The organism is Kitasatospora sp. NPDC059973, from assembly GCF_042737525.1.
Lineage (GTDB): Bacteria > Actinomycetota > Actinomycetes > Streptomycetales > Streptomycetaceae > Kitasatospora.
Map to the genome: position 1 here is coordinate 24,319 of NZ_JBHWUI010000047.1, position 26,786 is coordinate 51,104.

The 26,786-nt window shown below is 72.0% G+C and carries 24 protein-coding genes and 1 riboswitch; of the genes, 12 read left to right on the forward strand and 12 right to left on the reverse strand.

Annotation, left to right across the window (positions count from 1 at the left end):
- Nucleotides 1–137 precede the first annotated feature (137 nt).
- Nucleotides 138–338 (reverse strand): DUF397 domain-containing protein, encoded by a 201-nt coding sequence (locus tag ACFWA9_RS15570; RefSeq protein ID WP_352289479.1) that lies wholly within the window; start codon nt 336–338, stop codon nt 138–140.
- Entirely contained in the window at nt 335–1,147 is an 813-nt protein-coding gene (locus ACFWA9_RS15575; RefSeq protein WP_380387430.1) for a helix-turn-helix transcriptional regulator, read from the reverse strand. The genes ACFWA9_RS15570 and ACFWA9_RS15575 overlap by 4 nt, the downstream gene beginning before the upstream one ends.
- A 159-nt stretch (nt 1,148–1,306) precedes the next feature.
- Here ACFWA9_RS15575 and ACFWA9_RS15580 point away from each other — a divergent pair, with 159 nt between their 5' ends.
- Both ACFWA9_RS15580 and ACFWA9_RS15585 read left to right on the forward strand, forming a co-directional pair.
- The gene (locus ACFWA9_RS15580) at nt 1,307–1,717 is read left to right on the forward strand and encodes an ATP-binding protein (RefSeq protein WP_380387433.1); all 411 of its coding nucleotides are present in this window, start codon (nt 1,307–1,309) and stop codon (nt 1,715–1,717) included.
- A gap of 195 nt (nt 1,718–1,912) precedes the next feature.
- Nucleotides 1,913–3,211: a glycosyltransferase 87 family protein gene (locus tag ACFWA9_RS15585; RefSeq protein WP_380387436.1), complete on the forward strand. Its 1,299-nt coding sequence runs from the start codon at nt 1,913–1,915 to the stop codon at nt 3,209–3,211.
- A 94-nt stretch (nt 3,212–3,305) separates the two neighbouring features.
- Here ACFWA9_RS15585 and ACFWA9_RS15590 read toward each other — a convergent pair whose 3' ends face one another.
- The 3 genes from ACFWA9_RS15590 to ACFWA9_RS15600 all read right to left on the reverse strand — a co-directional run bounded on the left by ACFWA9_RS15590 (nt 3,306) and on the right by ACFWA9_RS15600 (nt 4,842).
- The gene (locus ACFWA9_RS15590) at nt 3,306–3,764 is read right to left on the reverse strand and encodes a type II toxin-antitoxin system VapC family toxin (RefSeq protein ID WP_352289491.1); all 459 of its coding nucleotides are present in this window, start codon (nt 3,762–3,764) and stop codon (nt 3,306–3,308) included.
- Nucleotides 3,754–4,023 carry a type II toxin-antitoxin system Phd/YefM family antitoxin gene (locus ACFWA9_RS15595; RefSeq protein WP_380387439.1) on the reverse strand — a complete coding sequence of 90 codons (270 nt, stop codon included), beginning with the start codon at nt 4,021–4,023 and terminating at the stop codon, nt 3,754–3,756. Before ACFWA9_RS15595 ends, ACFWA9_RS15590 begins: the two co-directional genes overlap by 11 nt.
- Before the next feature lie 93 nt (nt 4,024–4,116).
- Nucleotides 4,117–4,842, reverse strand: coding sequence for a TetR/AcrR family transcriptional regulator C-terminal domain-containing protein (locus tag ACFWA9_RS15600; RefSeq protein ID WP_352289497.1), 726 nt, complete (start codon nt 4,840–4,842; stop codon nt 4,117–4,119).
- Between the two features lie 137 nt (nt 4,843–4,979).
- On the opposite strand from ACFWA9_RS15600, the gene ACFWA9_RS15605 reads away from it, so the two are divergent.
- On the forward strand, nt 4,980–6,479 hold the full coding sequence (locus ACFWA9_RS15605) for an MFS transporter (RefSeq protein ID WP_380387442.1): 1,500 nt from the start codon (nt 4,980–4,982) through the stop codon (nt 6,477–6,479).
- A gap of 78 nt (nt 6,480–6,557) precedes the next feature.
- On the opposite strand, the gene ACFWA9_RS15610 is transcribed toward ACFWA9_RS15605, so the two are convergent.
- The gene (locus ACFWA9_RS15610; protein WP_380387444.1) at nt 6,558–7,892 is read right to left on the reverse strand and encodes a helix-turn-helix domain-containing protein; all 1,335 of its coding nucleotides are present in this window, start codon (nt 7,890–7,892) and stop codon (nt 6,558–6,560) included.
- A gap of 806 nt (nt 7,893–8,698) precedes the next feature.
- On the opposite strand from ACFWA9_RS15610, the gene ACFWA9_RS15615 reads away from it, so the two are divergent.
- Entirely contained in the window at nt 8,699–9,430 is a 732-nt protein-coding gene (locus tag ACFWA9_RS15615) for a trypsin-like serine protease (protein ID WP_352289509.1), read from the forward strand.
- A gap of 49 nt (nt 9,431–9,479) precedes the next feature.
- On the opposite strand, the gene ACFWA9_RS15620 is transcribed toward ACFWA9_RS15615, so the two are convergent.
- Nucleotides 9,480–9,887, reverse strand: a complete 408-nt coding sequence (locus tag ACFWA9_RS15620) for a DUF3291 domain-containing protein (RefSeq protein WP_380387447.1) — start codon at nt 9,885–9,887, stop codon at nt 9,480–9,482.
- An 85-nt stretch (nt 9,888–9,972) separates the two neighbouring features.
- Between ACFWA9_RS15620 and ACFWA9_RS15625 the strand changes: the two genes are divergently transcribed.
- Nucleotides 9,973–10,593, forward strand: coding sequence for a MerR family transcriptional regulator (locus tag ACFWA9_RS15625; RefSeq protein ID WP_359835756.1), 621 nt, complete (start codon nt 9,973–9,975; stop codon nt 10,591–10,593).
- A 209-nt stretch (nt 10,594–10,802) separates the two neighbouring features.
- Here the strand turns inward: ACFWA9_RS15625 and ACFWA9_RS15630 are convergent, their stop codons facing one another.
- Nucleotides 10,803–12,080, reverse strand: coding sequence for an MFS transporter (locus tag ACFWA9_RS15630; protein ID WP_380387450.1), 1,278 nt, complete (start codon nt 12,078–12,080; stop codon nt 10,803–10,805).
- Nucleotides 12,081–12,311: 231 nt separating this feature from the next.
- On the opposite strand from ACFWA9_RS15630, the gene ACFWA9_RS15635 reads away from it, so the two are divergent.
- From ACFWA9_RS15635 to ACFWA9_RS15645, 3 genes are all read left to right on the forward strand, one after another.
- Nucleotides 12,312–14,273: an alpha/beta hydrolase family protein gene (locus tag ACFWA9_RS15635; RefSeq protein WP_380387453.1), complete on the forward strand. Its 1,962-nt coding sequence runs from the start codon at nt 12,312–12,314 to the stop codon at nt 14,271–14,273.
- Nucleotides 14,270–14,440: a hypothetical protein gene (locus tag ACFWA9_RS15640; RefSeq protein ID WP_329489686.1), complete on the forward strand. Its 171-nt coding sequence runs from the start codon at nt 14,270–14,272 to the stop codon at nt 14,438–14,440. The genes ACFWA9_RS15635 and ACFWA9_RS15640 overlap by 4 nt, the downstream gene beginning before the upstream one ends.
- Before the next feature lie 96 nt (nt 14,441–14,536).
- Entirely contained in the window at nt 14,537–15,877 is a 1,341-nt protein-coding gene (locus tag ACFWA9_RS15645; RefSeq protein ID WP_380387456.1) for a cytochrome P450, read from the forward strand.
- Nucleotides 15,878–16,127: 250 nt separating this feature from the next.
- Here ACFWA9_RS15645 and ACFWA9_RS15650 read toward each other — a convergent pair whose 3' ends face one another.
- The 4 genes from ACFWA9_RS15650 to gcvT all read right to left on the reverse strand — a co-directional run bounded on the left by ACFWA9_RS15650 (nt 16,128) and on the right by gcvT (nt 20,683).
- Complete coding sequence (locus tag ACFWA9_RS15650; protein WP_352289521.1) at nt 16,128–17,495, reverse strand: L-serine ammonia-lyase; 1,368 nt, start codon at nt 17,493–17,495, stop codon at nt 16,128–16,130.
- A 145-nt stretch (nt 17,496–17,640) separates the two neighbouring features.
- A complete protein-coding gene (glyA, locus tag ACFWA9_RS15655) occupies nt 17,641–18,909 on the reverse strand; it encodes a serine hydroxymethyltransferase (protein ID WP_329489689.1) in 1,269 nt (422 codons plus the stop codon).
- 140 nt (nt 18,910–19,049) lie between these two features.
- Nucleotides 19,050–19,427, reverse strand: a complete 378-nt coding sequence (gcvH, locus tag ACFWA9_RS15660) for a glycine cleavage system protein GcvH (RefSeq protein ID WP_380387460.1) — start codon at nt 19,425–19,427, stop codon at nt 19,050–19,052.
- Between the two features lie 134 nt (nt 19,428–19,561).
- Nucleotides 19,562–20,683: a glycine cleavage system aminomethyltransferase GcvT gene (gcvT, locus tag ACFWA9_RS15665; RefSeq protein WP_329489691.1), complete on the reverse strand. Its 1,122-nt coding sequence runs from the start codon at nt 20,681–20,683 to the stop codon at nt 19,562–19,564.
- 229 nt (nt 20,684–20,912) lie between these two features.
- A riboswitch (glycine riboswitch) is annotated at nt 20,913–21,019 on the reverse strand.
- 252 nt (nt 21,020–21,271) lie between these two features.
- Between gcvT and ACFWA9_RS15670 the strand changes: the two genes are divergently transcribed.
- The 4 genes from ACFWA9_RS15670 (at nt 21,272) to ACFWA9_RS15685 (ending at nt 26,680) form a co-directional block, all read left to right on the forward strand.
- A complete protein-coding gene (locus ACFWA9_RS15670; RefSeq protein ID WP_329489692.1) occupies nt 21,272–22,066 on the forward strand; it encodes an enhanced serine sensitivity protein SseB C-terminal domain-containing protein in 795 nt (264 codons plus the stop codon).
- A gap of 146 nt (nt 22,067–22,212) precedes the next feature.
- The gene (locus tag ACFWA9_RS15675; protein WP_352289527.1) at nt 22,213–23,154 is read left to right on the forward strand and encodes an enhanced serine sensitivity protein SseB C-terminal domain-containing protein; all 942 of its coding nucleotides are present in this window, start codon (nt 22,213–22,215) and stop codon (nt 23,152–23,154) included.
- A 711-nt stretch (nt 23,155–23,865) separates the two neighbouring features.
- A complete protein-coding gene (locus ACFWA9_RS15680; RefSeq protein ID WP_352289530.1) occupies nt 23,866–24,855 on the forward strand; it encodes an ABC transporter permease in 990 nt (329 codons plus the stop codon).
- Between the two features lie 55 nt (nt 24,856–24,910).
- Complete coding sequence (locus tag ACFWA9_RS15685) at nt 24,911–26,680, forward strand: ABC transporter substrate-binding protein (protein ID WP_329489695.1); 1,770 nt, start codon at nt 24,911–24,913, stop codon at nt 26,678–26,680.
- Nucleotides 26,681–26,786 lie beyond the last annotated feature (106 nt).

The window sequence follows — 26,786 nt, forward strand, 5'->3', positions numbered from 1 at the left end:
GGGGTTGATTCGTTGGTGCGCACGCTACACGGCGTGCGCAGCCCGTGGCGACCGGTGACGATTAGTCATACGGGCTGGCTACGGCGGTGGTTGGGAGGGTGGGTGGGGGGTGTTCACCCACCCGTTCCACTAGGAAGTCACTCGACCCCCGACACCTGAGCTTCGGCCGCGAAGACGAGGAAGTCCCCCCAGGCGGCGGGCGAGAAGGAGAGCTGGGGCCCGGCCTTGTCCTTGGAGTCCCGGACGTGGACGGTGAGGCTGGAGGAGGCGACCTCGACGCAGTTGCCGCCCTCGTAGTCGCTGTAACTCGACCGGTACCAGGTGCTGGTGTCGCTCATAGCTGCTCCGCTGCCTTTCTGATGAACTCTGCAGAATCCTCGACGCTGAGGGCTTGCGCGCGGATCATCGCCTGCCGCTGTGTGAGCATGCTGACGATTTTCGGATCGGAGTGAAGCGCGTTCGTCTCGTGCGTCTCCACATATGCGAAGTGCTCATGATTGACCGTCTCCATGAGGATCATTGATCCGGACAGGCATGACGGGGGCCCGTGCTCGAAGGTCAGGATCTGGATGCGGACGTTGCGCAGCTGCCCTACGTCCAGCAGGTGGTGAAGCTGCCGCTTCATGGTGCCGCTGCCGCCCATGAGGGTGTTGAGAGCTGCCTCGTAGATCACGAAGCTGAACAGCACGGTCGGCCGGAGCGCGAGCTTGCCCTGTCGTTCCAGTCGGGCGGCAACACGGTCCTCGATGGTCTGATCGTCCACTGGCGGGATCGTGTAGCTCAGAGTGGCTCGCGCGTACTCCTCGGTCTGTAGGAGGCCCGGGATGTAGAGCGGTTCGTACGAGTACAGGGCGATGGCCTCGTTCTCGACGGTGCGGTAGGCCTCCGTGCGCGTGGGTGGTCGTTCCGGAATCAAGAACTCGTAGGCCCCGAGGAGGATCCCTCGCGCGTTGCACAGCTCATCGGCTGTTGCGAGCAGTTTGAACGAGGGTTTCCGTCGCCCCGCCTCCATCGACCGAACGCTCTCGATGTCGTAGCTGGCCGCGGTGCTCAACCGCTCTCTCGTCACGCCCGCTTGAGCGCGCCATCGCTTGATCTGATCCCCGCAGTACTTCCACGCCATCGGCGGCTGCGTGGGTGCGCTCATCGCCGGACCCCCATTCTTCATGGTCAACCAGCGAGTCACGGTTCGATGTACCCCTGGCGTCACTTCTGAGGCTATGCGGAGAGACCGAATCCTGGGGCGTGAAATGGCCGATTCCGCCCCCGTGGGTGACGCCAAGGACTCGTCTCACCAAGGACACTGATGATCACTCAGCCCGTCGACATCGAGTGGATGTTCCCTCGCCACCCCCGCAGTGTCGGCCATGCCCGCGTGCAGCTCCTCCGGCAGGCCTACGCCTGGCGGGTGCCCTACGAGACGACCGAGACCGCCCTGCTCCTCCTCAGCGAACTGGTCACCAACGCCTGCCGCCACGCCCGTGGCCCGCGTGACCGCCTCATCGGCGTCCGGTTCGCCGTCACGGAATGCGGTGCGCTCCGGGTCGAGGTCGCCGACGCCAATCCGGACCTGCCCGAGCCCCGTCAGGCCGGGCCCGAGGACGAGGGCGGTCGCGGGCTCGAACTCGTCGGGGCCCTCGCCGCCTCCTGGGGCGCCCGGCCCCGGGGTCCGGGCCGGGTGGGCAAGATCGTCTGGTTCGAGCTCAAGCCGGAGTAGTGGGAAGTCGACCGGCCCGACTTCCTGCTCCGGCCCCTTCCGCGACTCCCGTCACTTTCCTCACTTCGGTCACTCCAGCGCTGTGACCTGCCCTGGTTCGTGCCCCGATAGCCCTTCGCTCAGCGCACTTGTGTCTGTATATATGATTTTCGGTGCACGGCTTCGGGGGCGCCGTGGACAACCGAACGGAGTGCGATGTCCGACATCACCACCGAGGAGTCGCGCCGTGACGGCGTCGATCCGATCGTCCTGGCGCTGGCCGCGGCAGCGGCGGTGCTGGCCGCGCTGGCTGTCAGGATCCTCCTGCTGGACAGCGAGTCGTCGGACTACTACTACTTCCTCGGTCCGTGGTACCGGTACATCGCCGAGAACGGCGGCTTCAACGCTCTCAGCCATGCGGACTTCTCGGACTACAACGTCCCGTACCTCTACCTCATGGCCGCGCTCACCTACCTCCCGGTGACGGCGCTCGCCGGGATCAAGTGGGTCTCGATCCTCTTCGACCTCGCCCTGGCGTCCTACGTGTTCCGCATCGTGGAGCTGCGGTGGCCGCAGCGGCCGTGGCGCGCCCTCGGCGCCGCGGTGGTCGTGCTCTTCCTGCCCACGGTCGTCACCAACAGCGGCTGGTGGGGCCAGGCCGACGCGATCTTCACGACCTTCCTGGTGGGCGGCGTCTACCACCTGCTCCGGGACCGGCCCACCTGGGCGTGCGCGTTCTTCGGGATCGCGCTCGCGTTCAAGCTCCAGGCCGTCTTCCTGTTCCCCGCCCTGCTGGTGCTCGTCCTGGCGAACCGGATCCCCTGGCGGAGCCTGTTCGCCGCCGTGGCCGCGTACGTGGCCCTCGACATCCCCGCCTTCCTGCTCGGCGCGGACCCGTGGCAGCTGCTGACCGTCTACACCCGGCAGCCGGACACGTACAAGGACCTCACGCTCTACGCGCCGTCGGTGTACCAGTTCGTCTCCGTCCCGCAGGACGCCCGGGACACCGCGCGGGGCATCGGCGTCGTGGTCGCCGGGGTGGTGGTCCTGGCGCTGGTGGGGCTCGCGGTGTGGGCCCTGCGGCAGGCGGGGGCCGCCGCGGCCGGCCAGGCGGGGCGGCGGGTGCTCACGGACACCCGGATCCTGCTGCTGGCCACCGCCTCCGCGATCGCGGTGCCCTTCCTGCTGCCGTCGATGCACGAGCGCTACTTCTACATAGCCGACGTGCTCAGCGTGATCGTGGCCTTCCAACTGCCCCGGCAGCTCTGGTACCTGCCGGTGCTGGTGCAGCTGTCCTCGTTCGGCAGCTACCTCAAGTTCATCAACCGCGACGTGGACCCGTACCTGTCGATGCCGGCCCACGGCGTCCTGATGCTGTTCGCCCTGATCGCCGTCCTCCGGGCCACGGTCGCCGACCTCCGCCACCGGCCCACCGTCACGCTGCCGCACCAGGCCGACGGTGGCGAGACCCCGCCGACCCCGGCGCCGATCCCCCGAGCCACCCCGGCCACCTGACCACCCGCCCCGTAGTCGGTCGAGCTTCTCGAACGCCGCTAGGGCATTCCTGGCGGCTGAAGGCCCTCGGCCAGTGGCTCAGGTGACGGTCCGCCTAGCGGTCGTGCAGCACCTGCGGTCGGGTGACCGGGACGACGGTCAGTAGCCCGTCGAGGCCCTTGAAGTCGTCGGGATTCGTCGTGAACAGAGGAAGGCCCTCGGCAATGGCGATGGCGGCGATCATCAGATCCGCCACGCGTCGGCGAGGCTTGCGGCCGCTGCTGATGACGGCAGCGCAGACGCGGCCGTAGATGCGGGCCGCCTCCGTGTCGAACGGAATGGGGTCGAACTCGTTCTCCGCACGTTGGAGCACGTCGAGTCGTCGGGCACGTTCGGCGTGCTCGTCGTAGTCGTTCTGCTCCTCGTTCCTGCGGACCTCATGCGGTCCCGAAGAGAGCTCGGCCAGCGTGATCGCCGTGATGGCCATCTCTGCGGGTAGCTCGTCCGGGTCCACCCACTTGCGCAGGATCATGATGTTGGTGTCCAGGATGCCTTGTTGGATGTCACCGGCCATAGGGGTCATCCGTGTGCTGGTCGGCCAAGGCGTCCTGGTCGGCGCGGAAGGAATCCAGGGAGATGTCCGGGGCGCTACGTGACATGGCTGTGAACTCGCTCCGTGGGACGAATCGTCGCCGCCTTCGTAGCGGGATCAGCTCGCCGATCCGGTGCCCGTCACGTGTGACCGTGAAGGAGTGGCCTGCCTGAACGGCGTCCATGATCTCCTTCGACCGACTTCGTAGATCTCTTTGAGTGATCTCGGGCTGCACTGACATGAGTTCAGCATAATCCCGCTGTGCCACCCTGTGCTACCGCGTGGCACGGGACTCGGAACGCCCTTGGCGCAGGCGGCCCAGCCGCACCGGCGGTTACCGGGGGCCGGGGAGGCGTAGGGCCAGGCCGTCGAGGATGACGTTCAGGCCGTAGGTGAACTTCTCGTTGCGCAGGGCCACCGGGTCGGCGCCCATCGCCGCCGCGTACGCGGCCGAGAGGTGCTCGGTGTCGGCCGCCGCCTGCTGGGCGGCGGGGATCAGGTCGGCGATGAAGTCGGCCTCGGTCCGGCCGGAGCGGGCCACGGTGGTCAGCCAGGCCGTCTCCGTCGTGCTCATCCCGATCACGTAGGTGATCACGGTCTCGATCGCGCGCTCCGGCTCGGGGAACCCGGCGGTGACGAACAGGGCGGCCACGCGCTCGGAGTAGGCCTTCAGGTTGGGGCCGAGGTAGGCGAGCCCCGCCTGGCCGAGGACCGAGGCGAGCCACGGGTGCCGCAGCGCGGTCGCGCGGAAGGACTCGGCGGCCTCGGCGACGGCCTCCCGCCAGTCGGGGCTGTCGGCGGGCGGGACGGTGCTCTCGCCGAAGACCTCGTCCACCGCGAGCTCCATCAGCTCGTCCTTGGTGGCCACATGCCGGTAGAGGGACGTCGCGCCCGCGTTCAGCCGGGCGCCGAGCTTGCGCATGCTGAGCGCGTCGATGCCGTCGGCGTCCAGCACGGCGATCGCCTCACGGACGATGGCGGCGCGGTTGAGCGCCGGCTGCTCCGCCTCCCGCTGCTGCCGTGCCCAGACGGACGGGGCCGGGTTCGCCTTGGTGGCCATGAGGTTCTCCTCTTCACATCTTCCTGCGTACGCCGTGCGCATCCAGCGTACAGGTGCAGTGGGTTGCGCACACTGTTCCGCGATGCGTACAGTGTGCGCAGCGAAGGAACAGCGTGCGCAACTCGGAGGGACAACCCATGGAAACCCGCAACCCACGTCGTTGGTGGATCCTCGTCGTGCTCTGCCTCAGCACGCTGGTCCTGGTGATCGACGGCATGGCGCTCACGGTGGCGGTGCCGTCGATGACGGAGTCCATCGGGGCGAGCGCCCAGGACACCCAGTGGATCCTCGACTCCTACATCCTGGTCTTCGCCGGGCTGCTGCTCACCTCGGGCAGCCTCGGCGACCGGTTCGGCCGCCGCAAGGTGATGATCATCGGCCTGCTGCTGTTCGGCGCCGCCTCACTGGCCGCGACCTACTGCACCAGCCCCGGCGAGGTCATCGCGGCCCGCGTCGCGATGGGTGTCGGCGGTGCGCTGATCATGCCGTCCACCCTCTCCATCCTGATCACCGTCTTCGACGAGGACGAGCGCGGCAAGGCGATGGCGGCCTGGGGCTCGGTGTCGATGCTCGGCCTGGTCGGCAGCCCGGTGCTCGGCGGCGTCCTGATCGACCACTTCTCCTGGCACTCGATCTTCTTCGTCAACGTCCCGGTCGTCGTCCTCGCCGTCGTCGCCGCCCTGACCCTCATGCCGGAGTCGAAGGGCCCCTGGCAGAAGGCCGACCCGCTGGGCGCGGTGCTCTCCGCCGTCGGCATGACCGCCATGATCTGGTGGATCATCGAGATCCCGCAGCACGGCGCCTTCGACGGCCGCTCCGCCGTCACCCTGATCGTCGCCGTCGTCGCCCTCGGGGGGTTCGGGATCTGGGAGAACGTCACCTCCGAGCCGATGGTCCCGCTCGCCCTGTTCAAGCACCGCAACTTCAGCGGCGGCTCGCTCTCGCTGACCCTCGTCCAGATCGGCAACGGCGGTCTGCTGCTCGTCCTCACCCAGTACCTGCAGTTCGTGCTCGGGTACTCCCCGGTCAAGGCGGGCCTCGCCTTCGTGCCGCTGGCCGTGGCCGCGCTGATCGGCAACGGCGCCGGTGCCGGGCTCGCCGCGAAGATCGGCAACCGCCTGCTCGTCCTGGTCGGCATGCTGCTCATGGCCGCCGCCTTCGGCCTCCTGAGCACGGTCTCCGCCGACGCCGGGTTCACCCTCCCGGCCGTCGCCCTCGGCCTGCTCGGCCTCGGTGCCGGGCTGGCGATGCCGGCCGCCATCGGCGCCCTGATGGGCACCATCCCCGCCGAGAAGGCGGGCGTCGGCTCCGCCCTGAACGACACCATCCAGCAGGCCGGCAGCGCGCTCGGCATCGCCATCCTCGGCTCCCTGCTCTCCAGCCGGTTCGCCCGGGAGATGCCCGCCGACAGCTCCGAGCAGGCCAAGCGCTCGATTGGCGACGCCCTGGCCGCCGCCGGCGGGGACGCCGGACTGGTCCACTCCGCCCGGGAGGCCTTCACCTCCTCGATGTCGACCACCTTCACGATCAGCGCGGTCGGCGTCCTCGCCGCGGCCCTGCTCGCCACCCTGGTCATGCGGGACAAGAAGGCCGCGCCGGCCGACGCCCAGGCGGAGGAGGCCACGCTGGCCGCCTGACGCCCCGCCCGTCCGCCGGGAGGGCCGGCCACCCGCTCCGGGTGGCCGGCCTTCCCGGCGTGGGGGCGCGCCCCGGGGTCAGTCCTCGGTCGAGGTGGGGGTCCAGCCCGTGCGGTCGTCCTGGTAGAAGTAGCCCGGCGCGCCCTTCAGGCCCATGGTGCGGAAGGGCTTGTCGTTGGCGTCCTTGACGGTCTGGGTGCCGTGGCTGCTGCCGCTGCTCCACTCCAGCTCCAGGTACCAGCTGACGTCCTGCCCGGCGGTCCCGGCCTCGACGTTCAGCACCTGGGGGTCGGTGGCCGAGACCCGGTAGGGGAAGTCCGAGACGGTCTTGGCCTTCACCTCGCCCTCCTGGGCCGGGACGGCCACCGGCCGGGGGGCCGCCGCGTCGAGGTCGACCGAGAAGGCCGCCGGGGTGATGCTGCCGCCGCAGCCGGAGCCCATCATGTACGCGTTCCACTTCGGGGCCGGGCGGGTGCTGACCACGTGCACGTAGAGGGCGTGCAGGACGACCGGGACGGCGGAGTCGCCCTGCGCCGTCACCTGCAGCCGCAGGTGCCCGGCGGGGACGGCCTCCTGGGCGGCCGCCCAGCTGTCCGTCCGCTTGGGGCTCGGGGGCGCGGGCACCGAGCGCGGCGCCTTGGCGCTCAGGAACCACTGGCCGCAGGGGCTGCCCCAGTTGTCGGTCAGGACGGTGACCTGGAACGGGGCCGGGGTGGCCGCGCTCGTCGCGGCGGGGGTCGCGGTGGGGGTCGCGGCGGTAGTCGCGTCGGACGCCGGAGCGGACGGCTGCCCGGCGACCGGGGCCGGGGCCGCCGGGGTGGAGGGGGCTCCGGCGGCGGTCGGGGACGGGGGAGCCGCCGCCGGGGTGCCGCCGTGCCCGCTCGGGACGAGGAGCGGGATCGCGGCGGCGACGAGGGCCACGGCCGCCGCGCTCAGCAGGATCCGCGAGTACGGGAGCCTGCGGCGCCGGGTCTCGCCGTCGACGGGGTCGCCCTGGGGGCTGCGCGCGGAGTGCAGCGCGTCGACGGGGGGCAGCGTCGCCTCCGGGGCGGTCGCCGGAAGCGGGGCCGGGGCCGGGGCGGCGGGGGCTTCAGGGGCCACGGCGACCACAGGGGTCGGCTGCGGCTCGGCGGGCTCCGGCCGGACCGGTTCGCGAGCGGGCTCCCGGCGCCGGGCCGCGTCCGCCAGGATCCAGCGGCGGTGCAGTTCGACGAGCTCGTCCGCGCCCGCCCCGCAGACCCGGGCGAACCGCTCCACCGGCGCGTACTCGTTGGGGACGGCGGCGCCGTTGCAGTAGCGGTGCAGCGTGGACGTGCTGACGTGCAGCCGGGTGGCGAGCGTGCCGTAGCTGCGGCCCGAACGGTCCTTCAGCTCCCTCAGCATCGACGCGAACTCGTCGGTCTCCACGCTCATCCGGCGCCCCCCTCGTTCCGGTCCGGCGTTCCAGGCGGCACCGAATCCGCAGATCACGGTACCTGTCGCCGTTCCAGCGTCCCGAACTCCCCGGGGGGTCTGGTGGCCGGGACGCCTTCCGGGCCACTGTGCGGTGCAGCGGCGGTCCGCCCTTCGGCCGAGGGGGCCCGCCCGTACCGACCGAGTCCTCAGCGGAGAAGAGCAGCCACGTGTCCGTCCACCTCCACCGAATCCTGATCACCTGCGCGCTGCTCCTGCTCGGGGCGGGCGCCCTCCGGGTGCTGCTCCGGCGGCCGGGCCCGCGCCGGGCCGGTGCGGACGGGGGCCGCCCGGTGGCCGATCGGCCGGAGCCGGGCGGTGGCGCCCGGCGCTGTTCCGGTCGGGTGGCGCGCACCGGGGGCAACTGCGGCGGCCCGGTCCGTCCGGTGCCCCGCCGCTGCCGGCTCACCGGGCCGGGGGCCGTGCGGCACTGACGGGCCCCCGCCCGTCGGCCGGGGCGTCAACGTGGTGGCTCCCTGCGCCACTTTCGGGTCCGGGCGCCGTGCCGGCCGCCCCCGTCAGGGCTTCTGCCCGCCCGCCCGCCGCCGGTGCCCGGTCCGCCGGCCCGGGATCCGCGGTGGGACCCGATCGTGGGTACCGGAACCGCGAGCACCGGTGCCCCTTTCGACCCTCTGCCCCTTCGCCCCTTCGGCCTGACCACCTTCGCCCCGTCGGCCTGACCACCTTCGTCCCGACGACCTCCGCCCTGAGCGATCCGCCCGAGAGAGATGCGAGCCCGCCCGATGCGCAAGCCGTACCGACGCCCGTTGACCGTCCTGCTGGCCTCCGCCGCCCTGGTGGCCGTCGCCGCCACCCCGGCCGCCGCCGTCCACGGGGGCACCGACACCACCACCGCCGCCAACCCGTTCGTCGTGGCCCTGGAGACGGCCGGCGGCGAGCAGTGGTGCACGGGTGCCCTGATCGCCCCCACCAAGGTGCTCACCGCCGGCCACTGCGTGGCCGAGGCCGACGACCCGACCACGCTCCGGGTGATCGCCGGCCGGACCGACCTGACCGGCCACGGCGGGCAGGTGCGGCGGGTGCGGAGCGCCGCGGTCGACCCCCGGTACACCTCCGCCCTGGACCACGACTCGGCCGTCCTCACCCTGGACCGGCCGCTGAACGCGCGGACCGTCCGGGTCGCGACGAACCGGGACGAGGCGCTGTACCGGTACGGCCGCACGGCGACCGTCTACGGCTTCGGCCGGACGGGCGACGGCGGCCCGGGCACCCACCTGAAGAAGGCCGCGCTCACGCTCTCGCCGCTGTCCGGCTGCGAGCCCTACACCGGCCCCGGCGACTCCCCGCGGCTGAAGGTCTGCGGCAGCCCCCGGCCCGGGACGGCCGACAGCATCTGCAAGGGCGACTCCGGCGGGCCGCTCGTGGTCGACGGCGTGGTGATCGGCATCGTCTCGACGGGCAACAAGTACTGCGACACCCAGTACCCCGTCTCGGTCTTCACCCGCGCCACCGACGTACCGGCGCAGATCCTCCGCTAGCTCCGGCCGCGCCCCCTTCGGCTGCATCCCCCTTCGGCTGCCCCGCAGGTCAGCCGGCCGGTCGGGTGGCCTGCTGCTCGGCCAGCCGGCGGTGGGCCTCGGGCCAGCCGACGGGGAGCTGCTCGACCGGGGCCTGCCAGTAGGTGAACACGGACTCCCGCATGGTCGAGCGCAGGCCGGTCATGATCGAGCGGTGCGGCTCGGCGCGGGCGAAGTCCTGGAGCGCCTGCTGGCTCTCCCAGGCCGACAGCGTGTAGAAGGTCCGTTTGGTCGGCCGGGCGATCAGCGAGGCGCCGAGGGCGCCGGGCGCGGACTGGATCTGGCGCCAGACGGCGTAGGACTTCAGGAAGAAGCGCGGGACGTCGGCGAGCGAGCGGACCTCGAACCGGGAGGCCATCACGACGGCCTGCGTGCCGGGAGTGGCCGGGTGCGGGGTGATCCAGGGAATCGTGGGCATGGCTGATGCGCCTCCGTTATTGGGTAGTGGCACTATCTATGTTAGACAGTAGAGGTATCCAATAGCTAGGGGAAAGCGGAGCACCGTGCGCATCTCGGAGTTGAGCCGTCGTAGCGAGGTCCCGATCGCGACGATCAAGTACTACCTGCGGGAGGGCCTGCTGCCGCCCGGCCGCTCCACCTCCGCGACCCAGGCCGAGTACGACGAGACCCATCTGCGCAGGCTGCGGCTGGTCCGGGCGCTGATCGGGGTGCGGGGGCTCAGTGTGAGCGCCACCAAGGAGGTGCTGGGCGCGATCGCCGCGCACGGCGGCGAGCAGCACCAGGTGCTCGGCCTGGCGGTCGGCGCCCGGCCGGCCGACGAGGACGCGGCCCGGCCGGCCACCGCCCCGGGCGCGGCGGAGGTCGACGCGCTGATCGCGGAGCTGGGCTGGGAGGTCTCGCCGTACGCGCCGGCCCGGGCAGTGCTGGGGGAGACCCTGGAAACCCTTCGCTCGCTCGGCGAACCCGTCGACCGGCACACCCTGCTCCCCTACGCGGAACTCGCCGCGCGCACCGCCGTCCTCGACCTCGACCAGCTCCGGACCAGCGACGACCCCCTCGAACAGGCCGAACGCGCCCTGCTCCTGACCGTCCTGCTGGAGCCCGCCCTGCTCGCCCTGCGCCGGCTGGCCCAGGAGAACGAGTCCGCCCGCCGAAACGCCTGAGCCGATCAGGTCGCGGGCGAGGCAGGGGGACGGGCGTTCGAGCCCAGGCGGAGGCGAGCTTGTCGCCGGTCATCGCCAGCGGCCGCCAGATCCGCCGCATCGAGCTGCGCGAGGCGGCGGGCTCGGACGCGGAGTACCGCGAGGAGGACTTCCGGTGAACCCCGCCACCGCGTGACCCTCGTCCACCGCGGTCTTCTCGGAAGGCCAGGTCAGTCCGGGGCCCCGGTGGCCCGGAGGCGGCGCAGGGCCAGGATCAGATTGCCGCTGCCGAACGTCGCGAGCGCGGCGACGCCCCACAGGGTCGCCGCGACACCGGCCCGGTCCAGCACGGCGCCCGCGGCCAGGAAGCCCAGCGGCCCGGCCAGGGCGCTGATCGTGACCACGGCCTGCAACACCTTGGGCCCGAAGCCGTCCGGCAGCCGGGCGGAGAGCAGTCCCATCAGCGGCGCGTTCGCCAGGGGCGCGGCGGCCGCTGACAGGCCGACGGCGACGACGAGCACGCCGGCCGGCACGGGCACCAGGAGCGTCCACAGGGGCAGCGCGACGCAGACCAGGGCCGTACAGGCGAGTCGTACGGGGGCCACCCGTGCCGCCAGCACATAGGCGGCCACCGAGCCCACCAGGCCACCGGCGCCATGAGCGGCGACCAGCAGGCCGCCGACCCTGGCGTCCCCCTCGAACCGGGCGAACGCCAGCACCGGCATGGTGATCATCAGGGTTCGCAGCATCAGCCCGAACACCACGGTGGACAGCATCGCCCGGCTCAGGAACCAGTCGCCGCACAGGTGCCGCACCCCCGCCCACAGGCCTTGGGGTCCGGCTGCGGACCCTCCGGCCCCGCCACGCCCTGCCGGGACGCGGCGCAGCAGCAGCAACCCGGAGAAGGCGAACGAGGCCGCGTCCAGCCACACCACCGATGTGGTCCCCACCAGCGGGATCAGCGCGCCCGCGAGCGCCGGTCCGGCGAACGCCGAGCCGTTCTGCACACCTGCCAGCGCGCTGTTCGCGCGGGCCAGAGAGCGGGCGTGCGGGCTCAGCAGTTCCAGGGCCAGCACCCGCTGGGCCGCGTGGTACGGAACGGCCAGCGCCCCGAGCGCCGTGACGATCGCCACGATGACGGCCAGATTGAGCGCGCCCAGGGTCTGCAGCAGCGGGATCAGCGCCACCACCGGAGCGCGGGCGAGATCGGAGACGACCATGGTCCGGCGGGCGCCCAGGCGCTGGATGACCTCTCCGCCCGCGAAGCCGAGCAGCGCCATGGGCAGCACCTGGGCCGCGAAGACCAGGCCCGCCCGGGTGGCCGAGCCGGTGGTCTCCAGCACCAGCCAGGGCAGCGCGAGCATGGTCATCTGGGTGCCCAACGCCGTCACCGCACCCGCGACGTAGACCGCCGTCAGCGCACGGCTCGGCCTGCCACCCGCTGTGCCGTTCGGCGCTCCGCCGGGTGGGACGGGGGCTGCGTCGGGCCGGGTCGCCGCGATCGTCATCGGGTCGCCCCTCTCTCCTCGGTGGGTCCGGGCCATCTGGTCGCCCCCGCACCCTGTCGCCCGCCCGCCGTCCGGTGCCAGGGCAGGACCGGCAGCAGCTCACTGTCGGTGCCGCTGCGCCTTCTTCCCTGCCACGCAGCCCGCCCGACCGGCAGTGTGATGGCCGTCGGAGCCCACCACAGCCAAGGCCACCGGCGGCGGAAGCGGACACCGACGAAGGGAGGGACGGCGATGAGCGGCGGTATCGGAACGGCGGTGCACGTCCCGACCTTCGCCGCCCGCGACGGACGGCGAGCGGTCGAGACCCGGTATGTGGACGGTCTCCCGCAGATCGTGGCCTGGGACCTGACGACGGATCAGCGCCGCCAGGCGACCACCGCACCACTGGGTGTGGAGACCGCCGCCATCGAGCCGGACGGCCACGGCCTGTGGTGGTTCGACGCCGCTCCCGGCGGTCAAGGCCGCTGGCTTCGCGGGCCGTTCGAGGGCGGGCACCCGCGCCCGGCGCTCGACGGCGTACCCGCCGGGCGGATGCACGGCCTGGCCTTCGACCCCCGCGGCGGCCTCGCCGCCGTCGGCGTCGGGGTCGCGGACCGCTCGCGGCACTACCTCGGCCGACCGGGCGAGCGCGCCCGCCTGGTGGCCGAGGAGCCCGGCTATGCGGCAGTGGTGGGCCTGGCCCCCGGCGGCGGACTGCTGGCCACCGCGGGGTGCCCGGCCGGACCGGCCGCGGTCCGGCTGTGGTCACCGGCCTCCGGCGTTCTCGTGGACGCCATCCCCGGCCCAGCGGGGGACGGCGACGGCGGCGCGGTGTGGGCGCTGGGCTTCCGCCCGGACCTCACCAGCGCACGGCCGGAACTGCTGCTCGTCCTCGAACGCGCGGGCCGCTACACCTTGGCCTTCTGGCGGCAGGGCGAGGGGATCCGTACGCACGGTCCCGGCTCCGCCCTCGACTTCGATACGGAGATCACCGCCTGCTGGTACGGGCCCGGCCGCACGGCGCTGGTCCAGCAGGACCGGGCGGGACGCAGCCGCCTGCTCCGCGCCGACCTCGACCGCGGTACGACGACGGTGCTTCCCACGCCCGAGGGCACGATCATCGACTTCTCCTGCGCACCCGACCGCACAGTCCACTGCCTGTGGAGCCGCGACGGCGAACCGCCCCGGCCACTGATCTGCCACCCGGAGAGCCCGGAGAGCCCGGAGAGCCCGGAAAGCGCGGAGCACCCGGAACCCCCGGAACGTCCCGGCCGCTCCGGCCGCTCCGGCCACGCCGGCCGCTCCACGACGGCGTCACGCGGCACGGCGCCCGGCGGACCGACCGGATCCAGGCGCCGCGAGCTCTGGACGCGCCGGCCGTACGGGCAGATCCACAGCTTCGTGGCCACCCCGCCCGGCCGCAGGGCGGGCCGCCGCCCCTGGCCGACGGTCTTCCTCGTCCACGGCGGACCCCACACCCACGACCGGGACGCCTATGACGCCCGGACCGAGGCCCTGGTCCGGGCCGGATTCGCCGTGGTGCGCACCAACTACCGCGGCTCGACGGGCTACGGCCCCCGCTGGCGGGACGACTTCGGCCACCGGGTCGGCCTCGCCCAGCTCGAAGACCTCGCCGCGGTGCGCGGCCACCTCATCGACGCGGGAGTCTCGGAGCCGGGCCGTACCGGCCTGTGCGGCTACTCCTGGGGCGGCTATCTGACGCTGCTGGCGATGGGCGTCCAGCCCCGGCTGTGGGACGTCGGGCTGGCCGTCGCCCCGGTGGCCGACTACACGGCGGCGTACCGGGCGACGACGCCGGCGCTGCGGGAGGTCGACGACCGCCTCTTCGGCGGCACCCCCGAGCAGGTGCCGCACCGCTATCGCGCGGCCTGCCCGATGACCTATGCGGGCCGCGTACGCGGCCCGCTCTTCCTCGCCGCCTCGGCGGACGACGAGAAGTGCCCTCCGGAACAGATCGAGCGCTATCTCGCCGCGCTGCGGCGCCGCGACGTCCCGCACCGCGTCCGATGGCTCGGCGGCGGACACGACGTGGGCCGTGACCCAGCCGGACACGCCGCCGCCTGGGCCGCCATGGTGCGCTACGCCGACGACACGCTGCGCGCCTCCCCCAGAACCGCCGACCGCCGCACCATCGGGCGGACCGGCTCGCACCACCCCGTCCACCACCACACCGAAGAAAGGTCAACCCCATGAAGCGTCACGGACTGCGCGTCGACCCCATCAGCGCCACCGAGCGGGAGCGCGGGATCATCATTCCGCCGGACCACCAGCTCACCCTGGACAAGGCGGTCCCGGTCCGGCCGAACGGCCAGGCGCGGACCTGCACCACCACCCGCACGGAGAAGAACGCGGAGAAGTAGTCGCCTCCGCAGTGAGCCCGGGCAGCGCCGTAGCGGTGTGCCATGCCCGGCACCCCGCCGCGGCGCCGGCCGTGCCGGTGAGGACAGGAGAGCATCATGACCACAGCTACGGCAGCGACGGCAGCACCCCGGACGAACGGTCCCCAGCCGGAGAAGCACCGGCCGGACAAGCACCAGCCGGACAAGCATCAGCCGGACAAGCCCGAGACGACAGCACCGCGCCAGAACCCGCCGACGTTCCTCAGCGACCCGTACCCGACCCTGGCCAGGATGCGGCAATCGGCCCCGGTCTCCGTGCTGCACAGCGACGGCGGCCTGCGGCTGTGGATCATCCCGCGTTACGACGATGTCCGGGCCGCGCTCTCCGACCCCCGCTTCGCGCAGGATGTGCGGCGCGCCCAGGCCCTGGCCGACAGCCGGGTCGAGGGCGTCAACCTGGGCACCGAGATCACCCATATGCTCAGCAGCGATCCGCCCGACCACACCCGCCTCCGCCGCGTGGTCCAGGCGGCGTTCAGCCGCAAGCGCGTCGAGGCGATGCGGCCGATGGTCGAGCGCATCACCCTCGAACTCCTCGACGGGCTGGCCGCGGCAGCCGCGCGCCACTCGACCCGCACCACCACCACCGCCACGGTGGACCTGGTACGGGACTTCGCCTTCCCGCTGCCGATCCTCGTCGTCTGCGAACTGCTCGGCTTCCCGCCCGAGGACCGCGACCTCTACCGGAAGTGGTCGACCGCCATCGTCACCCAGGAGGGCGACCACGCGGCGTTCCAACAAGCCGTCCAGGAGATGGGCTCGTACGTCCTGGCCATCGCCGACCGGCGGATCCGCCGCAATGACCGTCCCGCCGATCTGCTCACCGAGCTGCTGGAAGCCCGCGAGCGCGGGGAGCTGACGGACGACGAGATCGTGGGCATGGTCGCCCTGCTGCTGATCGGCGGGCATGAGACCACCGTGAACCTGCTGGGCACCTCCTGCCTCGCGCTGCTGCGCGATCCCGGCCAGGCCGCCTGGCTGCGCGCCGATCTCACCCGGATGCCCGGGGCCGTCGAGGAGTTCCTGCGCTACGACTCCCCCATCTGCATGGCCACCACCCGCTTCACCACCGAGCCGGTGGACGTCGGCGGGGTGGAGATCCCGCAGGACGAGTTCGTGCTGCTGTCCCTCGGCGCGGCCAACCGCGACCCGGCGCGCTTCCAGGACCCCGACCGCCTCATCCTCGACCGCCGGGACGCCGGCCATCTCGCCTTCGGCGGTGGCATCCACCGCTGCCTAGGGGCCCTGCTCGGCAAGCTGGAGACCGAGATCGCGCTCACCGCGCTCCTCGCCCGCTTCCCCGGAACGACCCTGGCCTGCCAGGAGCGCGACCTGCGCTGGCGCAACACGATGATGCTGCGCGGCTTGGAGGCGCTGCCCCTCACCCTGCGCCGCTGACCGCCGCCCCGACCCGGTGCGCGGAAGGAGGCCTGCCGGGGAGATTGGGAGGCCGCGGTACGCCAGGCGCCGGCTCCGTCCGCCGCGAGACCGGAAATCCCTGGTCGGCATGGTGCGGACCAGGGATTCGCCAGGGAGTCCTCAGGGAGGTTCAGAGCTGTCCGAGGGGCCTTTCAGGCACGTCGGGCCGTGTGCGCGGAGAAGGGCCTGGCAGCTCTGACGGAGAAATCATGCAGGTCAGCACACTTGCCTAGCACTCGATGACGTTGACGGCGAGGCCGCCGCGCGAGGTCTCCTTGTACTTGATCTTCATGTCGGCGCCGGTCTCCTTCATGGTCTTGATCGCCTTGTCGAGGGAGACGTGGTGGCGGCCGTCGCCACGCAGGGCCATCCGGGCGGCGGTGACGGCCTTGACCGAGGCCATGCCGTTGCGCTCGATGCAGGGGATCTGGACCAGGCCGCCGACCGGGTCGCAGGTGAGGCCCAGGTTGTGCTCGATGCCGATCTCGGCGGCGTTCTCGACCTGCTCGGGGGAGCCGCCGAGGACCTCGGCGAGGCCGCCGGCCGCCATCGAGCAGGCGGAGCCGACCTCGCCCTGGCAGCCGACCTCGGCGCCGGAGATCGAGGCGTTCTCCTTGAAGAGCATGCCGATCGCACCGGCCGCGAGCAGGAAGCGGACGATGCCGTCCTCGTCCGCGCCCGGGATGAAGTTCAGGTAGTAGTGCAGCACGGCGGGGATGATCCCGGCCGCGCCGTTGGTGGGCGCGGTGACGACCCGGCGGCCGGAGGCGTTCTCCTCGTTGACGGCCATCGCGTAGAGGGTCACCCACTCCATGGCGTTGGCCGGGCCGATGCCCTCGGCGCGCAGGGCGCGGGCGCCCGAGGCGGCGCGGCGGCGCACCTTGAGGCCGCCGGGGAGGATGCCCTCGCGCGACATCCCGGCCCGCACGCACTCCTGCATGACGCGCCAGATCTCCAGCAGCCCGGCCCGGATCTCCTCCTCGCTGCGCCAGGCCTTCTCGTTCTCCAGCATCAGGCCGGAGATGGACAGGCCGGTCTCGCGGCTGAGGCGGAGCAGCTCGTCGCCGGTGCGGAAGGGGTACCTCAGCACGGTGTCGTCCGGCTTCACGCGGTCCGCGCCCAGCGCGTCCTCGTCGACGACGAAGCCGCCGCCGACCGAGTAGTAGGTCTTCTCCAGCAGCAGGCCGCCGTCGGCGTCGAAGGCCCAGAGGGTCATCCCGTTGGCGTGGTACGGCAGCGAGCGGCGCCGGTGCAGGATCAGCTGGGTGCCGGGGTCGAAGTCGATCGGGTGGGCGCCGAGCAGGTCGAGCCGCTTCTCGGCGGTGATCCGCTCGACGTCCCGGTCGGCCTGGTCGACGTCGACCGTGCGGGGGGAGTTGCCCTCCAGGCCCAGCAGGACGGCCTTCGGGGTGCCGTGGCCGTGGCCGGTGGCGCCCAGCGAGCCGAAGAGCTCGGCGCGGACGCTCGCCACCCCGGTCAGCAGGTCCTCGGACTTCAGGCGGCGGGCGAACATCCGGGCGGCGCGCATCGGGCCGACGGTGTGGGAACTCGACGGGCCGATGCCGATGGAGAAGAGGTCGAAGACGCTGATGGCCACGGAGGACGTCCTTGTCTGGTCTCGTGGAAGGACTTGCAGGCGGGGTGCTGACACGGAACGGGGCACCGCGCGCACTGTCCAGTGTGCGCGGTGCCCCGGAATCCCAGGTGACCAGGCGAGGTGAGCCCGGTCACCCGTGTCCGAACTACAGGTTCGGGTAGAGCGGGTACTTCTCGGCGAGGGCGGTGACCCGGGCCTTCAGCGCGGTGGCGACGGTCTCGTCGAAGGCGGGCTTCAGCGCCTCGGCGATGATGTCGGCGACCTCGCGGAAGTCCTCGGCCTGGAAGCCGCGGGTGGCCAGGGCCGGGGTGCCGATCCGCAGGCCGGAGGTGACCATCGGCGGGCGCGGGTCGTTCGGGATGGCGTTGCGGTTGACCGTGATGCCGACCTCGTGCAGCCGGTCCTCGGCCTGCTGGCCGTCGAGCTGGCTGTTGCGCAGGTCGACCAGGACCAGGTGGACGTCGGTGCCGCCGGACAGCACCGAGGCGCCGGCCTCGGCGACGTCGGCCTGCAGCAGGCGTTCGGCCAGGATCCGGGCACCGTCCAGGGTGCGCTGCTGGCGCTCCTTGAACTCCTCGGAGGCGGCGACCTTGAAGGCGACGGCCTTGCCGGCGATCACGTGCTCCAGCGGGCCGCCCTGCTGGCCGGGGAAGACCGCGGAGTTGATCTTCTTGGCCCACTCGGCCTTGGAGAGGATGACGCCGCCGCGCGGGCCGCCCAGGGTCTTGTGCGTGGTGGTGGTGACCACGTCCGCGTACGGCACCGGGTTGGGGTGCAGGCCCGCGGCGACCAGACCGGCGAAGTGCGCCATGTCGACCATCAGCAGGGCGCCGACCTCGTCGGCGATCCGGCGGAACGCGGCGAAGTCCAGCTGACGGGGGTAGGCGGACCAGCCGGCGATGATCAGCTTCGGCTGGTGCTCCTTGGCGAGGCGCTCGACCTCGGCCATGTCGACCTGGCCGGTCTTGTCGTCCACGTGGTACGCGGCGACGTTGTAGAGCTTGCCGGAGAAGTTGATCTTCATGCCGTGGGTCAGGTGACCGCCGTGGGCCAGGCTCAGACCCAGGATGGTGTCGCCCGGCTGGATCAGCGCGAACATCGCGGCGGCGTTGGCCTGCGCGCCGGAGTGCGGCTGGACGTTGGCGTGCTCGGCGCCGAACAGGGCCTTGATCCGGTCGATCGCGATCTGCTCGACCACGTCGACGTGCTCGCAGCCACCGTAGTAGCGGCGGCCCGGGTAGCCCTCGGCGTACTTGTTGGTCAGCACCGAACCCTGGGCCTCCATGACCGCCACCGGGGCGAAGTTCTCGGAGGCGATCATTTCCAGGGTGGTCTGCTGGCGGTGCAGCTCGGCGTCGACCGCGGCGGCGATCTCCGGGTCGAGCGAGTGCAGGGACTGGTTGAGAACCGTCATGGTGTGGTCTTCCCAGGGAGGAGAGAAGGAGGTGCCGCGCCTGGCACGCCCCACGGAAGGGTGGCGGCGGGCGACCGGAGGGCGGAGGAGGCCCGGTGGCCGGGGCGGCCGCCGCACTGCGGCCACCCCGAACGGCCGGCTCAGGCCGGGTTGGTCAGGGCGTTGTACTCGTCGGCGTTGAGCAGCTCGTCGGTCGACTCGACGCGCACCTTGAACAGCCAGCCGCCCTCGAACGGGGCGCTGTTGACCAGGGAGTTGTCGTCCAGGACGTCCTGGTTGACCTCGGTGATCTCGCCGGTGACCGGCGAGTACAGGTCGCTGACCGACTTGGTGGACTCCAGCTCGCCGCAGGTCTCACCGGCGGTCACGGTCTCGCCGACCTCGGGCAGCTGCACGTAGACGATGTCACCGAGCGCGTCGGCGGCGTGGGCGGTGATGCCGACCGTGGAGACACCGTCCTCGACGGCGGTCAGCCACTCGTGCTCCTTGGTGTACTGCAGGTGCTGGGGGTTGCTCATGGCGTCATTCTCCAGGATGGGAAGCGGGTACGACGAAGCGGGCCGCCGGACGGACGGCTTCGACGTGGATCTTCGGGGTGGTCAGGCCCGGGCGGGCGCGCTCGCGAGGCCTCGGCGGGCGCGCCCGACGGGCGTCAGCGGGCGCGCTTGTAGAACGGCAGCGCCACGACCTGCACCGGCTCGTGCTTGCCGCGCACGTCCACCGCGACGGTGGTGCCCGGGGCGGCGTGCGCCGCGTCCACGTAGGCGATCGCGATCGGCTTGCCCAGCGTGGGGGAGGGCGCGCCCGAGGTGATCCGGCCGATCGGCTCGCCGTCGGCGGTCACCACGGTGTACTCGGCGCGCGGCACGCGCTTGCCCTCGGAGACCAGGCCGACCAGCACCCGCGGCGGGTTGGCCTCGGCCGCGGCGGCGGCCTGCTCCAGGGCCTTGCGGCCGACGAACGCGCCCTCGTTGGTGGTCTTGTCGAAGCGGACCACCCGGCCGAGGCCGGCGTCGAAGGGGGTCAGGTCGGTGGAGAGCTCGTGCCCGTAGAGCGGCATGCCGGCCTCCAGGCGCAGCGTGTCGCGGCAGGAGAGGCCGCAGGGGACGAGGCCGCGGCCGGTGCCGGCCTCGGTCAGCGCCGTCCAGATGTGCGCGGCGTCGCCCGGGTTGCAGAAGATCTCGAAGCCGTCCTCGCCGGTGTAGCCGGTGCGGGCGAGCAGCACGTCGCGGCCGGCCACCTGGGCCGGGAGGATCGCGTAGTACTTCAGGCCGGGCAGGTCGGCCTCGGTGGTGTCGGCCAGGATCGCGGTGGACTCCGGGCCCTGGACGGCGATCAGCGAGTAGGTGTCGCGGTCGTCGGTGACGACGGCGTCGTAGCCCTTGGCGCGGGCGATCAGCTCGTCCAGCACCAGCTGGGCGTTGGAGGCGTTGGCGACGACCAGGAAGGCGTCCTCGCGCAGGCGGTAGACGATCAGGTCGTCCAGGATGCCGCCGTCCTCGGCGCAGATCATGGTGTAGCGGGCCCGCAGCTCGCCGAGCGCGGAGACGAAGCCGACCAGCGCGTGGTCCAGCATCGCGCCGGCCTGCGGGCCGGTCACGGTGATCTCGCCCATGTGGGAGAGGTCGAACAGACCGGCCTTGGTGCGGACGGCGAGGTGCTCCTCGCGCTCGCTGCCGTAACGCAGCGGCATGTCCCAGCCGGCGAAGTCGGTCATGGTCGCGCCGAGGGCGCGGTGCAGCGCGTCGAGCGCGGTGAGGCGGAGGGACGACATGGCCTGGAACTCCTCGGTCTGGGCACTCAGGTGTGCGCACGCCGGACCGGACCCGCTCGGGGACCGAGCCTGCGCGCGGGCATGCGGCGGCTGGGTCTCCCCATCTGTCGTCGAACCTGAGAGCTTCACCGCACGCGGGCCCGCAGCGCTTCACAGCTAACAGGACAGCATGGCGGCTTGCACCGTGGGTGGGCGCGCGACAGGGCCGTGCGCCGCTTTCCAGATGTGCCTAACCCGTGCGGTAGGGGGGCCTGAGAGATTCCGGGGAGGACTTGCTCCTTCGGCGCCGGCTGTACCGCCTCTCGGGGGCACTCCGGACTCTCCCGCGCGGGTTCGAGCGGCCGGTATGGAGTTGAGGTTCTCGGCGGGGAACACCCGCAGACGCGGACATCATGGCACGTCCCGGCGGAAGACGGGAGAGGGGCCCCGGGCCCGGCCCCGCCCGGCGGGTCCGGCCCGCACCCGCCACCGCCAGCCCACCGGTACCGCCCCGGCCCCGTACCGACCGGTACCGGCGCGCACCGCGGCCCCGGCCGCGGGCCCGCTAGGCTGCTCGGCGTCGGCGGACAGAGGACGGTACAGCGGCGGATGGGGTACCCGGTGGAGCAGCAGCAGGGGTGGGGCGGCCCGGAGGCGGCGCCGCCCGGCGGTGGATGGCCCGCGAACGAGCTGGAGCAGGTGCTCACGGCCGCGCTCGGCGATCCCGGCGCGACCCCCCGGGTGTTCGAGGTGCTCGCCCGCAGCCAGGTGTGGATCCCGCTGCCGGCCGGCGGCGACCCGCAGGGCCAGGCCCTGGACCTGCCGACCATCGAGCTGGCCGGCGACCCCTACGTCCCGGTCTTCTCCTCGCAGGAGGTGCTCCTCCAGCAGGCGCCCGGGATGGCCTTCGCGATCGCGCCGGTCTGGGAGTTCGCCCGCGGGCTGCCGCTGGGCGTGGGCATCGCGGTGAACCCGGAGGCGCCGGTGGGCATCCCGGTGCCGCCGCAGGGCGTCGCCGAGCTGCGGCGCGGGCCGCGCGAGGACCGCTGGGACGCCCCGGAGGCGCCGACCGGCGGCCGGGTGGCGCTGCGCGAACCGGTGCCGGGCGAGGACCCGGAGGCCTTCCTGGCCGCCTGCCGGTACGAGCTCTCGGGCCTGCCCGGCGTCCTGACCGCCAGGCGGGCGCTGGCCAGCGTGGAGGGCGAGCCGACGGTGATGTTCGTCGGCGTCCAGCTCGATCCGGCGGCCCCGGCCGAGCCGGCCGCGGTGAACGAGGCCCTGGGCCGTGCGCTGGGAACCGCGCCGCTGCCCGGCGGCGTCCACCTCGTACTGCTCGACCTCGCGGAGGACCCCGTGGTCGAGTGGCTGCTCAACCGGGTCCAGCCGTTCTACGCACGGATGTGACGCGTTCCTCCTCGCCCGGCACCGGGCCGGAGGCCACCGCCGGGCACGTCGGCGTGGCGGTGGCGGGTGGCGCCCCATAGGGTGCCTGCAGATGACCGCCGGGCCGGCGGCAGGTGAGAGAAGAAGAGGCGCAGCGAGGTGGGCGCATGAGTGCGGGAGCGGTAGCGGGCGGTGCACCGGGGCCCTGGGGCCAGGCACCCGCCGGGCGCCCCGGCGCGGATCCGAGAGCGCTGGAGCACGCCCTGCGCGAGGTCGCGCCGGAACGCTGGGAGGCGTACGAGGCACTGCTGCACGCGCTGGCCGCGGGGCAGGTCTGGATGTTGCTCTGGCACGGTACGCCGGGCAGTCCGGACGCCCAGTACGGGAACATGGAGATCAGCGGCCACGGCTACGCGCCGGCCGTCACCTCGCCCGAGCAGCTGGCGGCGTCCGGCTGGGCGCGGGCGCACGAGGTGATCTCGGGGCGCGAGATCGCCGCCTCGCTCTATCGCACCCGCTGGGGCCTCTGGCTGAACCCGCACGCCCCCGGCGGCGGCGTCGGGGTGCCCTGGGCGGACCTGCGCCGGATCGCGGCCGGCCTGGACCGGCTGCCGGCCGGGCCGCTGAAGCTGAGCGAACCGCAGGTGCAGGCCCAGCAGTTCTTCGCGCTGCTGGAGCGGCAGGCGGTCGAGGTGCGGGCGGTCAAGGCGTTGCGCCGGGCCTGGGTGCAGCCCTCCGTGGGCGAACCGTACCTGGCCATCGGACTTGAGCTGTACGAGAGTTCGCCGCCCACGGTGGAGGCCGTCCGGGCGCTGATGCAGCGCGCGATCGCGGTCGCGCCGGAGGGGCTCGCGGTCTCCACCGTCGCCATGGGGGACGAGTACGACCCGGTGGCGCTCTGGATGCGGGCCAACGCGCGGCCGTTCTACGACCGCGAGGCGGGCGGCCACGGCCGCTCGCAGGCCGCGCCGTACCCGCCGGTGCCGCCGCCGCCCTACGCCTCGCAGGCGGGCCCGGCGTACGGCTACGGCACCCAGGCGCCCGGCCCGGTGTGGCCGGGGCAGCAGCCGCCGCCGCAGCAGCCCTGGCCCGGCTACCCGGGGCGCTGACGCCCGCACGGTCGACGCGGCGCGGGCGCCGCGGTGCCCGCGCCGCACGCCGGGCGTTCCGCCGCCCGTGCCGGGGCTCCGGGCATTGCGGTGCCGGCAGCGCACGCCGGGCATTCGGGCGCCCGGACCGCAACTCCGGGCATTCGGGCGCCCGGACCGCAACTCCGGGCAGACCCGGTGTTCGTGTCCCAACTACGGGCACTTCGGACACCTGTCGCAAGCACGGATGTTCGGGTGTTCTCGGCGTGGTAACGGGTAGTTCGGGTGTATGCGCCCAAAGCCCTCCACCAGGACCGACATGACGATCCGTCATGTCGGTCCTGGCATTTCCGGTCGGATTTCCGGCTGGTTCGGTGCAGCCTCTTGACATGCATGTAACAGCTGTGTGAAGAGGGATATGCCGAAGATCCAGAGGTGCATGCCTACAGATCACAGTTGGGCATCTCTCGGTTGTCAGGGCTGGCGCAAGCGAGTTCGGATGGCAGAGAGTTCTGCGCAACGCACCGCGCGTACTGGGTGCCCCACGAGGGTGAACGCGCTGGCGGACCGCTTGAGCCTCGCGACGCCCATCCCGCGCGGCCGCAGTACCCGAGCACGTCGCACCGCTGAACACCCGCACCTGAACCTCCGCACGTCCGCACCAGCCGTACCGCCGAACCGGCGACCGGCACCCGTGGGCCGGCCACCGTCGGCGAGGGGACCGAACTGACCATGACCGCACCCATCAAGACCGCCGGGAACACGCCGGAGGCAGCCGCCGCCGCGAGCCCGGCCACGAAGATCGAGGGCCGCTCGCTCGGCCGGATCGCCTGGACCCGTTTCAAACGGGACAAGGCCGCCGTCGCCGGCGCCGTCGTGGTGATCCTGCTCGTCCTGCTGGCCGTGCTGGCCAAGCCGATCGAGTCGATGTTCGGCCTGGACCCCGACGCCCTCAACCAGGACCTCCTGGACGCCAACCTCGGTGGTCTGCCGTTCGGCGACTGGGGCGGCATGAGCCTCGACCACCCGCTCGGCGTGGACCCGCTGCAGGGCCGTGACCTGCTCTCCCGGGTCATCGAGGGCTCCTGGGTCTCGCTGCTCGTCGCCTTCGGGGCGACCCTGCTCTCCAACACCCTCGGCACCGTGCTCGGCGTGATGGCCGGCTACTACGGCGGCTGGGTGGACGCCCTGATCAGCCGGGTGATGGACGTCTTCCTGGCGTTCCCGCTGCTGCTCTTCGCCATCGCGATCTCCGCCTCGCTCCAGGGCGGCGCGTTCGGCCTGCACGGCCTCCCGCTGCACATCGGTGTGCTGATCTTCGTGATCGGCTTCTTCAACTGGCCCTACATGGGCCGGATCGTGCGCGGCCAGACCCTCTCACTGCGTGAGCGCGAGTTCGTCTACGCGGCCCGCAGCCTGGGCGCCCGGGGGCCGTTCATCCTGTTCAAGGAGCTGCTGCCCAACCTGGTCGGTCCGATCCTGGTCTACTCGACCCTGCTGATCCCGACCAACATCCTCTTCGAGGCGGGCCTCAGCTTCCTCGGCGTCGGCATCCAGGCCCCGCAGGCCTCCTGGGGCGGGATGCTCAACGACGCGATCAAGTACTACCAGGTGGACCCCCAGTACATGGTGGTCCCCGGTATGGCGATCTTCCTCACGGTGCTCGCCTTCAACCTGCTCGGCGACGGGCTGCGCGACGCCCTCGATCCCAAGAGCAACTGACATTCCGTCAGGACCCTCCGATCCGCCACCACTTCCTCAAGGGGTTGATCTCACCATGCGTAGGTCCCGTACCGTCGGACTGACCGCAGTGGCCGCCGCCGCTGTCCTGGTCGTCACCGGGTGTACCTCCGGTTCATCCAAGAGCGGGGGCGACTCGTCGTCCTCCGCCGCGTCCGGCGGCGGCGCCGACGCGGCCACCAAGGGCATCGTCAACGCCTCGGACAAGAAGGGCGGGACGGTCACCTACGAGATGAAGGGCACGCCGGACTCGCTCGACCCCGGCAACACGTACTACGCCTACATCTACAACTTCTCGCGCCTGTACGGGCGTCCGCTGACCACCTTCGCGCCGGGCCCCGGCGACGAGGGCAACAAGCTCGTCCCGGACCTCGCCGAGTCCATGGGCCAGCCCAGCGCGGACGGCCTGACCTGGACGTACAAGCTGCGCGCCGGTCTGAAGTACGAGGACGGCAGCGCGATCACGTCCAAGGACGTGAAGTACGCGGTGGAGCGCTCCAACTTCGCGCCGGACGTGTTCTCCAACGGTCCGACGTACTTCAAGGACCTCCTGGTCGACAACCCGACCCCGTACGCGGGCCCGTACAAGGACGCGGCCGGCGACCTCAAGTCCATCGAGACGCCGGACGACCTGACCGTCGTCTTCCACCTGAAGCACGCCTTCGCGGACTTCGACTACCTGGTCTCGGCCCCGCAGACCGTCCCGGTCCCCAAGGACAAGGACAAGGGCGCCGACTACGTCAAGCACCCGATGGCCTCGGGCTCCTACAAGTTCGAGTCCTACGAGGACGGCAAGCAGCTCACCCTGGTGCCGAACACCAGCTGGGACGCGAGCACCGACACGATCCGCAAGCAGCTCGCGGACAAGATCGTGCTCAAGATGAACATCGAGCAGTCCACCATCGACAAGGACCTGCTGGCCGGCAACGCCCAGGTGGACCTCGTCGGCGGCGGCGTCGACCCGCAGACCCAGGCGCAGATCCTGCAGAACCCGAAGCTGAAGGCCAAGACGGACAACGCCTACGGCGGCCGCCTGGTCTACACCGCGATCGACAGCCAGGTCGCGCCGTTCGACAACGTCGAGTGCCGCAAGGCCGTGCAGTACGCGATCGACAAGGTCTCGGTGCAGACCGCGGTCGGCGGCCCGATCCGCGGCCAGATCGCCAACTCCGTCCTGCCGGCGGACATCCCCGGTCACCAGGACATCAACCTGTACGAGACCAAGGACAACAAGGGCGACGAGGCCAAGGCCAAGGAAGCCCTCAAGGCCTGCGGCAAGGAGGGCGGCTTCAACACCGTCCTGAGCGCCCGGACCGAGCGCGCCACCGAGATCGCCGCCGCGACCTCGATCCAGGCCGCGCTGAAGAAGGTCGGCATCAACGCCGAGATCCAGCAGTACCCGCAGGGCAAGTACCTCTCCGACAACGTCGGCGTGCCGGCGAAGAACAAGGAGAAGAACATCGGCCTGATGATGATGCAGTGGGGCGCCGACTGGCCGACCGGCTACGGCTTCCTGCAGCAGATCGTCGACGGCCGCGCCATCAAGGAGGCCGGTAACAGCAACCTGGCCTCGCTGAACGACCCGGCGATCAACAAGCTGCTCGACGACGCCGCCGTCAACACCGACAAGGCGGCCCGCGAGAAGATCTACGCGGAGATCGACAAGAAGGTCATGGAGCAGGCGGTCTACGTTCCGCTGACCTACTTCAAGGTGTTCCTGTACCGCTCGGACACCGCCACCAACGTCGTCTCCACCTCGGCCTTCTCGGGTGAGTACGACTACCTGAACATCGGTACGACCAAGTAAGAGCCTGGCTCCGTATCCCTGAAGGCAGGTGAAGGCAGCGGCGCCCGCCGCCGTCCGGAAGATCCCGGACGGCCGCGGGCCCCCCGAGCCCCCCCACAGTGTTTGC

Excerpts from the sequence above, each read along its gene's own strand:
- ACFWA9_RS15570 (WP_352289479.1), bottom strand. The coding sequence starts at position 338 with ATGAGCGACACCAGCACCTGGTACCGGTCGAGTTACAGCGACTACGAG.
- ACFWA9_RS15575 (WP_380387430.1), bottom strand. The coding sequence starts at position 1,147 with ATGAGCGCACCCACGCAGCCGCCGATGGCGTGGAAGTACTGCGGGGAT.
- ACFWA9_RS15580 (WP_380387433.1), top strand. The coding sequence starts at position 1,307 with ATGATCACTCAGCCCGTCGACATCGAGTGGATGTTCCCTCGCCACCCC.
- ACFWA9_RS15585 (WP_380387436.1), top strand. The coding sequence starts at position 1,913 with ATGTCCGACATCACCACCGAGGAGTCGCGCCGTGACGGCGTCGATCCG.
- ACFWA9_RS15590 (WP_352289491.1), bottom strand. The coding sequence starts at position 3,764 with ATGGCCGGTGACATCCAACAAGGCATCCTGGACACCAACATCATGATC.
- ACFWA9_RS15595 (WP_380387439.1), bottom strand. The coding sequence starts at position 4,023 with ATGTCAGTGCAGCCCGAGATCACTCAAAGAGATCTACGAAGTCGGTCG.
- ACFWA9_RS15600 (WP_352289497.1), bottom strand. The coding sequence starts at position 4,842 with ATGGCCACCAAGGCGAACCCGGCCCCGTCCGTCTGGGCACGGCAGCAG.
- ACFWA9_RS15605 (WP_380387442.1), top strand. The coding sequence starts at position 4,980 with ATGGAAACCCGCAACCCACGTCGTTGGTGGATCCTCGTCGTGCTCTGC.
- ACFWA9_RS15610 (WP_380387444.1), bottom strand. The coding sequence starts at position 7,892 with ATGAGCGTGGAGACCGACGAGTTCGCGTCGATGCTGAGGGAGCTGAAG.
- ACFWA9_RS15620 (WP_380387447.1), bottom strand. The coding sequence starts at position 9,887 with ATGCCCACGATTCCCTGGATCACCCCGCACCCGGCCACTCCCGGCACG.
- ACFWA9_RS15630 (WP_380387450.1), bottom strand. The coding sequence starts at position 12,080 with ATGACGATCGCGGCGACCCGGCCCGACGCAGCCCCCGTCCCACCCGGC.
- ACFWA9_RS15635 (WP_380387453.1), top strand. The coding sequence starts at position 12,312 with ATGAGCGGCGGTATCGGAACGGCGGTGCACGTCCCGACCTTCGCCGCC.
- ACFWA9_RS15640 (WP_329489686.1), top strand. The coding sequence starts at position 14,270 with ATGAAGCGTCACGGACTGCGCGTCGACCCCATCAGCGCCACCGAGCGG.
- ACFWA9_RS15645 (WP_380387456.1), top strand. The coding sequence starts at position 14,537 with ATGACCACAGCTACGGCAGCGACGGCAGCACCCCGGACGAACGGTCCC.
- glyA (WP_329489689.1), bottom strand. The coding sequence starts at position 18,909 with ATGACGGTTCTCAACCAGTCCCTGCACTCGCTCGACCCGGAGATCGCC.
- gcvH (WP_380387460.1), bottom strand. The coding sequence starts at position 19,427 with ATGAGCAACCCCCAGCACCTGCAGTACACCAAGGAGCACGAGTGGCTG.
- gcvT (WP_329489691.1), bottom strand. The coding sequence starts at position 20,683 with ATGTCGTCCCTCCGCCTCACCGCGCTCGACGCGCTGCACCGCGCCCTC.
- ACFWA9_RS15670 (WP_329489692.1), top strand. The coding sequence starts at position 21,272 with ATGGGGTACCCGGTGGAGCAGCAGCAGGGGTGGGGCGGCCCGGAGGCG.
- ACFWA9_RS15675 (WP_352289527.1), top strand. The coding sequence starts at position 22,213 with ATGAGTGCGGGAGCGGTAGCGGGCGGTGCACCGGGGCCCTGGGGCCAG.
- ACFWA9_RS15680 (WP_352289530.1), top strand. The coding sequence starts at position 23,866 with ATGACCGCACCCATCAAGACCGCCGGGAACACGCCGGAGGCAGCCGCC.
- ACFWA9_RS15685 (WP_329489695.1), top strand. The coding sequence starts at position 24,911 with ATGCGTAGGTCCCGTACCGTCGGACTGACCGCAGTGGCCGCCGCCGCT.